Raw genomic sequence first — 13,312 nt, forward strand, 5'->3', positions numbered from 1 at the left:
CCGGACGACAGCGGACGTCAGCCCGGGTAGACCGGCCCGATGCCCTTCGCCGCGACCTGCTTCCAGTTCGCGTCCTGTGCCAGGAGCCGGTAGATGCCGCCCTTATATGCCGCCAGCAGCGGCTTCGTCTGGTCCTCCGACGCCGCCACCGAGGCCGCGTCGCTGATCCCCGGCAGAGCGGGGGTGGACGGCAGTGAGCCGTCCGTGTTCATGTACTGGATCTGCTGCAGGCCGCCCGACTCGGTCCCGACCACCAGCAGCCGGCTGCCGCCCGCCCAGGACGCGGCGGTGACGTCCTCCAGCTGCGGCGTCACACCCTTCAGCGCCGTCACCGTGATCACGGGCGCCTCCGCCGTGCCGCCCCGCTCGATCCGGCCGAGTTTCAGCGACGTGCGGTTGCCTTTCTTGACCAGCATCGCGATCCGCGTCCCGTCCGCCGCGACGCGCAGCGACTGGATGCGCGCGTCGCCGAGATCCGGCACCACCACCTCGCGGGGGTCGCCCGCGCCGTCCCGCAGCATCAGCAGCCGGGACCGCGCGCCGTCGCGGTCCGCGACCCACAGGTCTCCGTACCCGTCCCAGCTGGGCGCGCTCAGACCGTCGTTCGCGGCGTGCGCGGTGCTGGTCAGCACCACCCTGCCGGGATCGGCCGAGCCCTTGGAGATGTTCGCGACGACCAGGTCGCGGCCACCGGCCTTGACCCCGGCCGCGTACTGCTCGTCCCGTTTGACCGCCGCCGACACCAGTTTCGCGGTGGCCCCGCCCAGCACGCCCGGCACCGGTTCCGCCGTCGAGATGCTGTCGTCGGGCAGCGAGACGAGCTGCTGACGCTCGTCGATGAAGAACTGCCGGGGCGACACCCCGCTCAGCGTCTCCGGCAGATACGGCTTGGCCCGTTCGTCCGACAGCGTGCACGCCGAATCACCGTTCGCGCGCTGCACCTCCACCGAGGTGATCTTCGTCGCCGACTGGCTCTGTGCCGTGGGCAGCAACTGTGCCGCCAGCCGCTGGCACTGCGCCGCGCCCATCCGGTCCGCCATCGAGTTCAGCCGCACCCGCAGGTGCTGCGCGTCGTCGAGGGAGACCCCGTGGTCCGCGTCCTTGTTGTAGAGCGCCACGCCCTTGGGCGCCTCGGAGCGCACCACCGGGGCGAGCCAGTCGGTCGGGCCGCCGAGCATCGCCGAGACCGCGGACTCCAGCGAATTTATCCGCCGCCGCAGGTACACCGGGTCGGCCACCAGCGTCGACGCACCCGGACCGGTCGTCCCGAGGTTGGCGAAGTAGTACATGTTGACGGAGTGGTAGATCCGCTGGAAGTCGGACTCGGTCAGCACCAGCCCGTCGTCCACCCCGTCGATCCGCCACTCGTTCTTCTCCTTCACCAGCTGGAAGGAGGTGTGGAAGGCGGTTCCGTCGCCCGAGGTGTAGGCGTGCTTCGCGTCCACCGCCGCGACCTGCGTACCGTTCAGCCCGAACGAGTGGAAACCCTCCTTGCGCGCGCTCCCGGACTGCTCCTCGACCGGCGACGGGCCGCCCGACAGGACCGTGATCTTCGCGAACGGGTCCCAGCGCTTCGCCGCCGACGTCGTCAGGTACTCCTTGGCCGTCGCGTACTCGGCCTCGTCGCTGGTCGTCGCCTCCAGGAAGCCCCGCACGATCTGGTCGGGGTACTCCCCGGGCTGCGGCTTGATCCCGAGCACCTGGACCTGCTGGTCCGAGTCGGCGCTCTGCTCTCCCGCGACCTTGTGCACCTCACCGCTGCCCGGCATCGAGGCGCATCCGGCGAGCAGCACCGCGCACACCGCCGGCACCCACAGCCGGGCCTGACGGCCGCCCCATCGGGCCCGCCGCTCCCCCATCGCCCGCATCAGCGTTCGTCCTCCCGTGCAGATTCTCCCGGGGTGCCCGGCTCGTGGCCCACCACCCGCGACCCGTTCCCGGGCAGCGCCGCGGGGTTCGCGGACGGCGGGCGCGCCGGGGCCGACGGCATGGGCGGCAGCGCCGGCGACAGGGGTGACGTGCGCGGCATCGGCGGGGCGTCCGGCCGCGGCGGCGTGCCGGCGGCGTTCAGGCCGCGGTTGCGGCGCGAGTCCTCGGGCTCCAGCGCGATCGGTGAGCCGCGCAGGCTCTCGCCGGCCGTACGCGGCAGCGTCATGCGGAACTGCGAGCCGCCGCCGGGCTCGCCCCACGCCTGCAGCCACCCGCCGTGCAGCCGGGCATCCTCCACCGCGATCGACAGGCCGAGGCCCGTTCCGCCGGTGGTACGGGCCCGCGCCGGATCGGCGCGCCAGAACCGGTTGAACACCCGGGTCGCCTCACCGGGCTTGAGTCCCACGCCGTAGTCCCGCACGGCGACCGCGACCGCTCCGTCGGCCGTCGCCAGCCGGATCACCACATCGCGGCCCTCGCCGTGCTCCACGGCGTTGACCACGAGGTTGCGCAGCACGCGCTCGACCCGGCGCGAGTCGGCCTCCGCTATCACCGGCTGCTCGTCGCCCCTGACGATCACCCGGCTGCCCTTGCGCTCGGACAGCGGCTCGGCGGCGTCCACCACCCGTCGCACCACGTCCCGCAGGTCGATCGGTTCCGCGGACAGGTCCGCGGCGCCCGCGTCGAACCGGCTGATCTCCAGCAGATCGGAGAGCAGTCCCTCGAACCGGTCGAGCTGGCTGCCCAGCAGTTCGGCGGAGCGCGCGGTCACCGGGTCGAAGTCCTCGCGGGCGTCATGGATGACGTCGGCGGCCATCCGGACCGTGGTGAGTGGCGTCCGCAGCTCGTGCGAGACGTCGGAGACGAAGCGGCGCTGCAGCCGGGACAACTCCTCCAGCTGCTGGATCTTGATCTGCAGGGTCTGCGCCATCTTGTTGAAGGACTCGCCGAGCCGCGCGATGTCATCCTCGCCCGAGACCTTCATCCGCTCCTGGAGCCGCCCGGCGGCGAGCCGCTCGGAGATCCCGGCGGCCATCCTGACCGGGGTCACGACCTGGCGGGTGACCAGCCAGGCGATGGCCCCGAGCAGCACCACGACGAAGATCCCCGCCGTCGCCAGAGTCCGCTTGACCAGGCCGAGGGTCGTCTCCTCCTGATCGAACGGGAAGAGGTAGTACAGCTGGTAGGGCTTGCCGTTCACGTCGCTCAGCCGCTTGCCGATGACCAGCCCGTTCTCCGGGCGCGGATCGTTCTCCCGCTTGATCGTCGCGTAGGTCTCGCTCGATCCGGAGCGGGTCTCCACGCTGTCGCGCAGGTCCTGCGGAATGCTGTCGTCGGGCAGCACCAGACCTGAGGTGCGCGGACCGCGGGCATCCGCCCCGTCACCGGTCCCGGGGCTGAGCGCGACGACCGAGTAGACGCCTTTGCCGCCACTGGCGAGCTGGCCGACCAGGTTGTTCAGCCACGTGCCGGAGTCGATCGCCCCACGGGTGGTCCCGCCGCCCGCGGCCGGAACGGCGTCCCGCTCCTTCTCCTTGTCGGCCTGCGCCTGCGCCACGGAGAAGCCGCCGCTGGCCTGGCCGCGCGAGGCCTGCTCCTTCGCGTCGAGCAGGCCGTTCTTCACCTGCCCGATGACGACCACGCCCAGCAGCAGCACCACACCCAGCGACATCAGCAGCGTCACCGCCACCACCCGCAACTGGATGTTGCGCCGCCACAGCCGGACAGCGGGCAGCAGCGGACGGCGTGCCCAGCGCACGCACGAGCGCAGCACCGGCAGCAGACCGCTCAGGGGGTCCACGTGCCGGCTCTCCAAGCGCTCACGCTCGTACGACGCCGACATGTCAGCCCGGACCGGCCTTGTAGCCGACGCCACGGACGGTCACCACGATCTCGGGACGCTCGGGGTCCTGCTCGACCTTCGAGCGCAGCCGCTGGACGTGCACGTTGACCAGCCGGGTGTCGGCCGCGTGCCGGTAGCCCCACACCTGCTCGAGCAGCACCTCGCGGGTGAAGACCTGCCAGGGCTTGCGGGCGAGCGCGACCAGCAGGTCGAACTCGAGCGGCGTCAGCGCGATCGGCTGGCTGTCACGCTTGACGGAGTGCCCGGCCACGTCGATGACGAGGTCGCCGATCGTGAGCTGCTCGGGCGTCGGCTCCTCCGCCCGCCGCAACCGGGCCCGGACGCGTGCGACCAGCTCCTTCGGCTTGAACGGCTTGACGACGTAGTCGTCGGCGCCGGACTCCAGACCCACCACGATGTCGACCGTGTCGCTCTTCGCGGTGAGCATGACGATAGGTACCCCGGACTCCGCGCGGATCTGCCGGCATACGTCGATGCCGTCCCGACCCGGGAGCATGAGGTCGAGGAGAACCAGATCAGGCTTGGTCTCCCGGAAAGCGGCGAGGGCCTTGTCACCGTCCGCTACGAACGACGGCTCAAAACCTTCACCACGCAGCACGATGCCGAGCATCTCGGACAGTGCGGTGTCGTCATCGACGACCAGGACTCGACCCTTCATTGCATCATCATCCCATTGTCGTAACCGTTTGATCGACCAGCGTGTTAATGGTCACTCCCACCGTGGGCGTGTCTGCGCAGGTCAGCCGCCGACCTGCAGTATCGCGCAGTGGCGAAAAATGGCCTGCGGACCACTTCGGTCCTGCGCACAGACGCCAGTGCGGGATCTCGCCACAGTCGGGGGAACCGTACGCCGGCGGCGGCGCGACAGGTTACGCAGCGCAAGCGCGCGACGGTCCCGGCCGTCACTCCGCGCCCAGACCGCACATCACCCTGAGTGCGTCCGCCGTGACCGGGGAGACGACGCCGCGCTCGGTGACGACGGCCGTGATCAACTCCGGCGGTGTGACGTCGAACGCGGGGTTGTACGCACGGGCGCCGAGCGGCGACCCCAGATCCGTCACCTCATGGCCCGGCCGCTGCTCCACCTCGATCGAGGCCCCGTCCGGAGTCGCCAGGTCCACGGTCGTGCACGGCGCCACCACGATGAACGGCACATTGTGGTAGCGGGCGAGCACGGCCAGCGGATAGCTGCCGATCTTGTTCGCCGTCGAGCCGTCGGCGGCGATCCGGTCCGCCCCGATCAGGACCGCGTCGACCTCACCCGCCGTGAAGAGCGAACCCGCCGCGTTGTCGGTGAGCACGGTGTACGGCATACCCGCGCGCGCCGCCTCGTACGCGGTCAGCCGGGCGCCCTGGAGCAGCGGACGGGTCTCGTCGACCCACAGCCGGCGCAGCTCCCCCGACCGGTGCACCGCCAGCACAACGGCGAGCGCCGTTCCCTCCCCGCCGGACACCAGTGCCCCGGTGTTGCAGTGCGTCAGGATGCGGTACCCGCCGCCCGGCGCCAGCTCTGCCAGCAGTTCCGCGCCACGGCGGGCCATGGACGCGCTGGCCGCCGCGTCCTCGGCGTGCAGCGCACGGGCCTCGGCGAGCACGGCGGCCGCGGCCGCCTCCAGACCCTCAGGCGCCGCCGCCCGGTACACCTCCACCGCTCTGCGCACCCCGTACGCCAAATTGACGGCGGTCGGCCGGGCCGCGGACAGCAGGTCCGCCGCCTCTTCCACGTCGTAGCCGCGCGCCGCGGCGAGGGCCACTCCGTAGGCCCCGGCCAGCCCCAACAGCGGTGCTCCGCGCACCGCGAGGTCGCGGATCGCCTGCACCAGCGCCTGCACATCGGTGCAGGCCAGCTCCACCTCCTCGGCCGGCAGCCGGGTCTGGTCGAGGAGCACCAGTACCGGCCCCTCCGGCGGCTCCTCCCATCGGAGCGCGGGAATGCCGTCGGCCACCGGTATCGAGAACTGATCACCCATCCGCCCAGTCTGCCCTGCCGGACCCCACTGGCGGCAGCCCATGGCACGATGGCCAGCACACTGAACACAGGCGAAGGGGCAGCAGCGATGAACGACACTCCGGGCTGGGCATCGCCCGGATCCTCCGACTCCAGCGAGCCGGAGCGCGGCGACAGTCCCCAGACGCCGCCCCCACCGCCCCCGGCTCCGCAGGACGCGGCGCCGAACTGGTCCAAGCAGCAGCCCCCGCCCAACCAGTGGTCCGCTCCGGCGGGCGGCGGCTGGGGCGGTCCGCCCCCTCCAGCAGGCGGCTGGGGCAGTCCGCCGCCCCCGCCCCCCGGCCCTGGCTGGGGCGCCCCGGGCGGCTGGCAGTCGGCGCCCTGGGGCAGGCCCCCGGCGGCCAAGCCCGGTGTGATCCCCCTCCGCCCGCTGGGCGTCGGTGAGATCCTCGACGGCGCGGTCTCCACCATGCGCGCCCACTGGCGGGTCGTGCTGGGCATCTCGCTCGCCGTCGCGCTGATCACCCAGGCCGTGCTCGTCGTCGTCCAGGGCCTGTTCCTGACCAACGACTCCGACTTCAGCCGGGTGCAGGACGACCCGAACGCGACCTCCGGCGAGATCCTGCGCGCGGCCGGCGGTGCCATCGCCGGCTCCGGTGCCGCCGCCCTGATCAGCCTCATCGCCATGATCTTCGCGACCGCGATGCTCACCATGGTGATCAGCCGAGCGGTACTGGGACGCCCGGTCACCACCGGCGAGGCCTGGCGGGACGCCCGTCCCCAACTGCTGCGCCTGCTGGGGCTGACCCTGCTACTGCCCCTGATCGCCATCCTGATCGTCGCGGTGGCCACCGTGCCGGGCATCGTGGTCATCGCCCTGGGCGCCACCGGAGGCGGTATCGCCCTGGCCGTGCTCGGCGGCCTCGCCGGCTGCGGCGTAGCGATCTGGCTGTCGGTCCGCTGGAGCCTGGCCTCCCCCGCGCTCATGCTGGAGAAGCAGAACGTCATCACGTCCATGAAGCGCTCCATGAAACTGGTGCGCGGCGCCTGGTGGCGGATCCTCGGCGTCCAGCTGCTGGCCTGGCTCCTGACCAGCATCGTCTCCGGCACCATCCAGGTCCCGTTCACGCTGATCGCCGGGGCCGTCGGCGGAGACGGCGCGGGCTCCTTCATGTCCCAGAACGCCGACCTCGGCTGGACCTTCCTCATCGTCACCGCCATCGGCGGCGTCATCGGCACTGCCATCACCCTCCCCATCAGCGCGGGCGTCTCCACCCTGCTCTACATGGACCAGCGCATCCGCCGCGAGGCCCTCGACATCGAACTGGCCCGCGCCGCGGGCCTTCCCGGCTACGGCGGCACCGGGGCCCCGGACCGCGTCACCCCCGAGAGCTGACCCCAGGTGTCGGGGGACGCACCGGTCACCACCCCGCGCGACGCCGCCCGCGAAGCGGCCGAGCACGAGCTGTCCAAGGGGATCTACCACCAGAACGACCCGAGCCTGTTCCAGCGCGCGCTGGACTGGCTCTGGGACAAGGTCGCCGACCTCCTGACGGCGGCCTCCGGTGCGACCCCGGGCGGCGGGGTGGGGCTGCTGGCCATCGCCCTCGCCGTCGTCCTGCTGCTGGTCGCCCTGCGCTGGCGGCTCGGCAGGGTGCGCCAGGTCTCCACCGGCGAGCCCGGCCTGTTCGGCGACCGCACCCGCACCGCCGCCGAGTACCGCACGGCCGCCGAGCAGCACGCCGCCGCCCGCCGATGGACGGAGGCCTCCCAGGAACGGATGCGCGCCCTCGTCCGCGCCCTGGAGGAGCGGACCGTCCTGGACCCGCGCCCCGGCCGCACCGCCGACGAGGGCCGCCGCGGACGCCGGACGCGCCCTGCCCGACCATGCCACCGCACTGCGCGACGCCGCCCGCCTCTTCGACGGCCTCACCTACGGCGGCCGCACCGGCACCGAGCAGACGTACGCGCTCCTGCGCGACCTCGACAGCCGGCTGCAGCGCGCCAAGCCCCAGTTCGCCGACGCCGGGGACGCCCGCTCATGACCACAACCCCTTCCCCGGCACCCGCCCCGCCGGACACCCCCGCCGCCACCGCTGCCCCCGCCCCGGTCGAGCGGACGCCCGACACCTCGCTCTCGCCCACCGCCCGCCAGCTGTGGGCCCGCTCGCGCACCCTCCTGGCAGCAGCCCTCGCCGTGATCGTCTTCGGCATCGGCTACGCCGCACTGCGCTCCGGTGAGAGCCACGGAGCGCTGGACCCCCGCTCCGCGGACCCCGCCGGCAGCCGCGCCGTCGCCCAGCTCCTCTCGGCCCAGGGCGTCACCACCACCGTCGTGACCACCACCGACGAAGCCACCGCCGCGCTCGGCAGCGGCGCCACCCTGCTCGTGACCGTCCCCGACCTGCTCACTCCCCATCAGCAGTCCCTCCTGCACAGCGCCACCGAACGGTCCGGCGGCCGCACCGTCCTGCTCTCCCCCGGCCCCTCCGCGGCCGAAGCGCTCGCCCCCGGCGTCCAGGCGCTCGCGCCCACCGACACCCGGATCCTCACGCCGCAGTGCTCGTGGCCCAGCGCCACCCGGGCGGGCGACGCCGAACTCGGCGGCGCCGAGTACGAGACCTCCGTCCCCGGCGCCGACCGCTGCTACCCCAGCGGCGGCCACCCCACGCTGATCCGGCTTCCCGCCGCCGGGAACGGCGACACGGTCGTCCTCGGCTCCGCGGAACTCCTCACCAACGACCGCCTCGACGAGCAGGGCAACGCCTCCCTCGCCCTGCAACTCCTCGGCGCCCACCCCAGACTGATCTGGTACCTCCCCTCCCTCGGTGACACCTCCGCACTCGACGGCGAGCGCAAGAGCTTCTTCGACCTCATCCCCGACGGCTGGAGCTGGGGCCTCCTCCAACTGCTGATCGCCGCCGTCGTCACCGCCCTGTGGAGGGCCCGTCGGCTCGGCCCCGTCGTCGCCGAACGGCTCCCCGTGGCGGTACACGCGTCGGAGGCCACCGAAGGGCGCGCCCGCCTCTACCGCCGGGCCAACGCCCGTGCCAGAGCCGCCGAAGCACTGCGCCAGGCCACCCGCGACCGGCTCGCACCGATCGTCGGCATCTCCCCTGCGCCCGCTCCCGAGTCCCTCACCGCGGCCGTCGCCGCCCTCCTGGGCGGACCCGGCACCGGCGCTCCCCACCCCGACCCCGGCGCGCTCCTCTACGGCCCGCCGCCCTCCGACGACGCGGCCCTACTGCGTCTGGCCGACGACCTCGACGCCCTTGAGCGCCGCATCATTTCCACAGAGAGGTACGCAACTCCGTGAGCGCCCCGACAGCCGACAGTGCCCGCACCTCACTCGAGGCCCTGCGCACCGAAATCGCCAAGGCCGTCGTCGGCCAGGACGCAGCAGTCACCGGCTTGGTGGTCGCCCTGCTGTGCCGAGGCCATGTCCTCCTGGAAGGCGTCCCCGGCGTCGCCAAGACCCTCCTGGTCCGCGCCCTGGCAGCCTCCCTGCAACTGGAGACCAAGCGCGTCCAGTTCACGCCCGACCTGATGCCCGGCGACGTCACCGGCTCCCTCGTCTACGACGCCCGCACCGCCGAATTCTCCTTCCAGCCGGGCCCGGTCTTCACCAACCTCCTGATCGCCGACGAGATCAACCGCACCCCGCCCAAGACCCAGGCCTCCCTCCTCGAAGCGATGGAGGAACGCCAGGTGTCCGTCGACGGCACTCCGCGCCTCCTTCCCGACCCCTTCCTCGTAGCAGCCACCCAGAACCCGGTCGAGTACGAGGGCACCTATCCGCTCCCGGAAGCCCAACTCGACCGATTCCTGCTGAAGCTGATCCTTCCGCTCCCCTCCCGAGCCACCGAGATAGACGTCCTCACCCGGCACGCGGAAGGCTTCAACCCCCGGGACCTCGCGGCCGCCGGCCTGCGTCCCGTCGCCGGCCCCGACGACCTCGAAGCCGCCCGCTCCGCCGTCGCCAAGACCTCCGTCTCCCCCGAGATCACCGGCTACATCGTCGACCTCTGCCGAGCCACCCGAGAATCCCCCTCCTTCACTCTCGGCGTGTCACCGCGCGGTGCGACCGCGCTGCTGGCGACCTCCCGCGCCTGGGCCTGGCTCACCGGCCGCGACTACGTCACTCCCGACGACGTCAAGGCCCTCGCCCTGCCCACCCTCCGTCACCGGGTGCAACTCCGGCCCGAGGCCGAGATGGAGGGCGTGACGGCCGACTCGGTCATCACCGCGATCCTCGCCCACGTCCCCGTGCCCCGCTAGGCCGGCGGGAACAGCCCATGGCTCTCACCGGACGCACCGCCCTTCTCGCCGCGCTCGGCGCCCTCGCCGTCGGCATGCTGCTCCCCGGTTGGAGCGGCATCCTCGCCGTCGAAGGCGTCCTTCTCCTCGGAATTCTGTGCGACCTCGCGCTCGCCGCGCCAGTGCGAAAGCTCCATTTCACTCGAATCGGTGACACATCCGTTCGACTCGGTGACACCGCCGCCGTCACGCTGACCGTCACCAATCCCGGTCGCCGCCCGCTGCGCGGGCTGCTGCGCGACTCCTGGCCGCCCAGCAGCTGGCAACCGGGCACCGAAGTGACCGCGTCACGGCACCGGTTGACAGTCCCACCGGGCGAGCGCCGCCGCGTCACGACCGTGCTGCACCCCACCCGCCGCGGCGACCGCCAGGCCGAACGCGTCACCGTGCGCTCGCACGGTCCGCTGGGCCTCGCCGCCCGCCAGGGGTCGCACAGCATCCCATGGACCGTCCGCGTGCTCCCGCCGTTCACCAGCCGCAAACACCTGCCCTCGCGGCTGGCCCGGCTCCGCGAACTCGACGGCCGCACCTCGCTCCTGATCCGCGGTCAGGGCACCGAATTCGACTCGCTGCGCGAGTACATCCCCGGCGACGACACCCGCTCCATCGACTGGCGCGCGAGCGCCCGCCGCACGACGGTCGCCGTACGCACCTGGCGTCCGGAACGCGACCGCCACATCCTGATCGTGCTCGACACCAGCCGCACCTCGGCGGGGCGCGTCGGCGACGCCCCGCGCCTCGACGCCGCCATGGACGCCGCGCTCCTGCTCGCCGTCCTCGCCGGCCGGGCCGGCGACCGCGTGGACCTCCTCGCGCACGACCGCCGCATCCGCGCCTCCGTCCAGAGCCGCGGCACCACCGACATGCTTCCGGCGCTCGTCAACGCGATGGCGCCGATCGAACCCGAACTGGTCGAGTCCGACGCCAGGGGCCTGGTCGCCGCGATCCTGCAGCGCGCCCCCCGCCGGTCCCTCGTCGTGCTGCTCACCGGCCTGGACGCGGCCCCCATGGAAGAGGGCCTGCTGCCCGTCCTCCCCCAGCTCACCCACCGGCACGAAGTCCTCGTCGCCTCCGTGGCCGACCCTCGCGTCGAGGAAATGGCCCACGGCCGCGGCACGCTGGAGAGCGTCTACGCGGCAGCGGCCGCGGAACAGTCGCGCGCCGAACGCCGCCGCACCAGCCAACGCCTCTCCCGCCACGGCATCACCGTCGTGGACGCCCCACCCGCGGACATCGCTCCCGCGCTCGCGGACGCGTACCTGGCCTTGAAGGCCGCCGGCCGCCTGTAGGACTGGCGTCCTGACCGACCGATGGAGTCCTGCGGTCCTCGCTCTTGGACGACCCGTGGCCCCCCTGCGGGGCTTCGGGGATCGGGGCCCCGAAGGGTTCGGCGACCCTCTCCATCCGGCAACGGGTCAACGCAAAGAAGCCCCTCAGGCTATTGCCTGAGGGGCTTCTTCTCAAAGATTGTTCGGCGGCGTCCTACTCTCCCACAGGGTCCCCCCTGCAGTACCATCGGCGCTGAAAGGCTTAGCTTCCGGGTTCGGAATGTAACCGGGCGTTTCCCTAACGCTATGACCACCGAAACACTATGAAGTTAACCAACCGGGTATCATCACGGTTCGTTACTTCAGAACTACACAGTGGACGCGAAGCAAAAATAGTTAGACAAGCCCTCGGCCTATTAGTACCAGTCAGCTCCACCCGTTACCGGGCTTCCACATCTGGCCTATCAACCCAGTCGTCTACTGGGAGCCTTAACCCCTCAAAGGGGGTGGGAATACTCATCTCGAAGCAGGCTTCCCGCTTAGATGCTTTCAGCGGTTATCCTTTCCGAACGTAGCCAACCAGCCATGCCCTTGGCAGGACAACTGGCACACCAGAGGTTCGTCCGTCCCGGTCCTCTCGTACTAGGGACAGCCCTTCTCAATATTCCTACGCGCGCAGCGGATAGGGACCGAACTGTCTCACGACGTTCTAAACCCAGCTCGCGTACCGCTTTAATGGGCGAACAGCCCAACCCTTGGGACCGACTCCAGCCCCAGGATGCGACGAGCCGACATCGAGGTGCCAAACCATCCCGTCGATATGGACTCTTGGGGAAGATCAGCCTGTTATCCCCGGGGTACCTTTTATCCGTTGAGCGACGGCGCTTCCACAAGCCACCGCCGGATCACTAGTCCCGACTTTCGTCCCTGCTCGACCCGTCAGTCTCACAGTCAAGCTCCCTTGTGCACTTACACTCAACACCTGATTGCCAACCAGGCTGAGGGAACCTTTGGGCGCCTCCGTTACTCTTTAGGAGGCAACCGCCCCAGTTAAACTACCCACCAGACACTGTCCCTGATCCGGATCACGGACCGAGGTTAGACATCCAGCACGACCAGAGTGGTATTTCAACGACGACTCCACCATGGCTGGCGCCATGACTTCACAGTCTCCCACCTATCCTACACAAGCCGAACCGAACACCAATATCAAGCTATAGTAAAGGTCCCGGGGTCTTTCCGTCCTGCTGCGCGAAACGAGCATCTTTACTCGTAGTGCAATTTCACCGGGCCTATGGTTGAGACAGTCGAGAAGTCGTTACGCCATTCGTGCAGGTCGGAACTTACCCGACAAGGAATTTCGCTACCTTAGGATGGTTATAGTTACCACCGCCGTTTACTGGCGCTTAAGTTCTCAGCTTCGCCACACCGAAATGTGACTAACCGGTCCCCTTAACGTTCCAGCACCGGGCAGGCGTCAGTCCGTATACATCGCCTTACGGCTTCGCACGGACCTGTGTTTTTAGTAAACAGTCGCTTCTCGCTGGTCTCTGCGGCCACCCCCAGCTCAGGAAGCAAGTTCCCTCACCAGTTGTGGCCCCCCTTCTCCCGAAGTTACGGGGGCATTTTGCCGAGTTCCTTAACCATAGTTCACCCGAACGCCTCGGTATTCTCTACCTGACCACCTGAGTCGGTTTAGGGTACGGGCCGCCATGAAACTCGCTAGAGGCTTTTCTCGACAGCATAGGATCATCCACTTCACCACAATCGGCTCGGCATCAGGTCTCAGGCTATATGTTGCGCGGATTTGCCTACGCAACGCCCTACACCCTTACCCCGGGACAACCACCGCCCGGGCTGGACTACCTTCCTGCGTCACCCCATCGCTTACCTACTACCACCTTGGACCGGCGGCTCCACCACTTCCCTTTGCCCGAAGGCTCCAGGACGGCTTTACGGCCTTAGCATCAGAGGGTTCGATACTGG

Annotated in this window: 8 protein-coding genes, 2 rRNA genes and 1 pseudogene (1 of these 11 cut by a window edge); 5 read left to right on the forward strand and 6 right to left on the reverse strand. The window is 70.4% G+C overall.

Going from position 1 to position 13,312, the window contains the following annotated elements:
* Positions 1-17: 17 nt before the first annotated feature.
* The 4 genes from M2266_RS13760 to mtnA form a co-directional block, all read right to left on the reverse strand.
* The gene (locus M2266_RS13760; RefSeq protein WP_277438459.1) at positions 18-1,868 is read right to left on the reverse strand and encodes an LpqB family beta-propeller domain-containing protein; all 1,851 of its coding nucleotides are present in this window, start codon (positions 1,866-1,868) and stop codon (positions 18-20) included.
* The gene (gene mtrB, locus M2266_RS13765; protein WP_277438460.1) at positions 1,868-3,772 is read right to left on the reverse strand and encodes an MtrAB system histidine kinase MtrB; all 1,905 of its coding nucleotides are present in this window, start codon (positions 3,770-3,772) and stop codon (positions 1,868-1,870) included. Before mtrB ends, M2266_RS13760 begins: the two co-directional genes overlap by 1 nt.
* A 1-nt stretch (position 3,773) precedes the next feature.
* Positions 3,774-4,451 carry a two-component system response regulator MtrA gene (gene mtrA, locus M2266_RS13770; protein WP_277438461.1) on the reverse strand — a complete coding sequence of 226 codons (678 nt, stop codon included), beginning with the start codon at positions 4,449-4,451 and terminating at the stop codon, positions 3,774-3,776.
* A gap of 244 nt (positions 4,452-4,695) precedes the next feature.
* Positions 4,696-5,763, reverse strand: a complete 1,068-nt coding sequence (mtnA, locus tag M2266_RS13775) for an S-methyl-5-thioribose-1-phosphate isomerase (RefSeq protein WP_277438462.1) — start codon at positions 5,761-5,763, stop codon at positions 4,696-4,698.
* A gap of 87 nt (positions 5,764-5,850) precedes the next feature.
* On the opposite strand from mtnA, the gene M2266_RS13780 reads away from it, so the two are divergent.
* The 5 genes and pseudogenes from M2266_RS13780 (at position 5,851) to M2266_RS13800 (ending at position 11,347) form a co-directional block, all read left to right on the forward strand.
* Complete coding sequence (locus M2266_RS13780) at positions 5,851-7,137, forward strand: glycerophosphoryl diester phosphodiesterase membrane domain-containing protein (RefSeq protein WP_277438463.1); 1,287 nt, start codon at positions 5,851-5,853, stop codon at positions 7,135-7,137.
* Between the two features lie 6 nt (positions 7,138-7,143).
* Positions 7,144-7,786 (forward strand): annotated as a pseudogene (locus M2266_RS13785) (DUF4129 domain-containing protein).
* Complete coding sequence (locus M2266_RS13790) at positions 7,783-9,057, forward strand: DUF4350 domain-containing protein (protein WP_277438464.1); 1,275 nt, start codon at positions 7,783-7,785, stop codon at positions 9,055-9,057. The pseudogene M2266_RS13785 and the gene M2266_RS13790 overlap by 4 nt, the downstream one beginning before the upstream one ends.
* Entirely contained in the window at positions 9,054-10,019 is a 966-nt protein-coding gene (locus tag M2266_RS13795; RefSeq protein WP_277438465.1) for a MoxR family ATPase, read from the forward strand. The genes M2266_RS13790 and M2266_RS13795 overlap by 4 nt, the downstream gene beginning before the upstream one ends.
* A gap of 17 nt (positions 10,020-10,036) precedes the next feature.
* Complete coding sequence (locus tag M2266_RS13800; protein ID WP_277438466.1) at positions 10,037-11,347, forward strand: DUF58 domain-containing protein; 1,311 nt, start codon at positions 10,037-10,039, stop codon at positions 11,345-11,347.
* A gap of 180 nt (positions 11,348-11,527) precedes the next feature.
* Here M2266_RS13800 and rrf read toward each other — a convergent pair.
* A 5S ribosomal RNA gene (gene rrf / locus M2266_RS13805) occupies positions 11,528-11,644 on the reverse strand.
* A gap of 78 nt (positions 11,645-11,722) precedes the next feature.
* Positions 11,723-13,312 (reverse strand): 23S ribosomal RNA (locus tag M2266_RS13810); it runs 1,533 nt beyond the window's last position.

This window comes from Streptomyces sp. SPB162 (assembly GCF_029504575.1).
Lineage (GTDB): Bacteria > Actinomycetota > Actinomycetes > Streptomycetales > Streptomycetaceae > Actinacidiphila.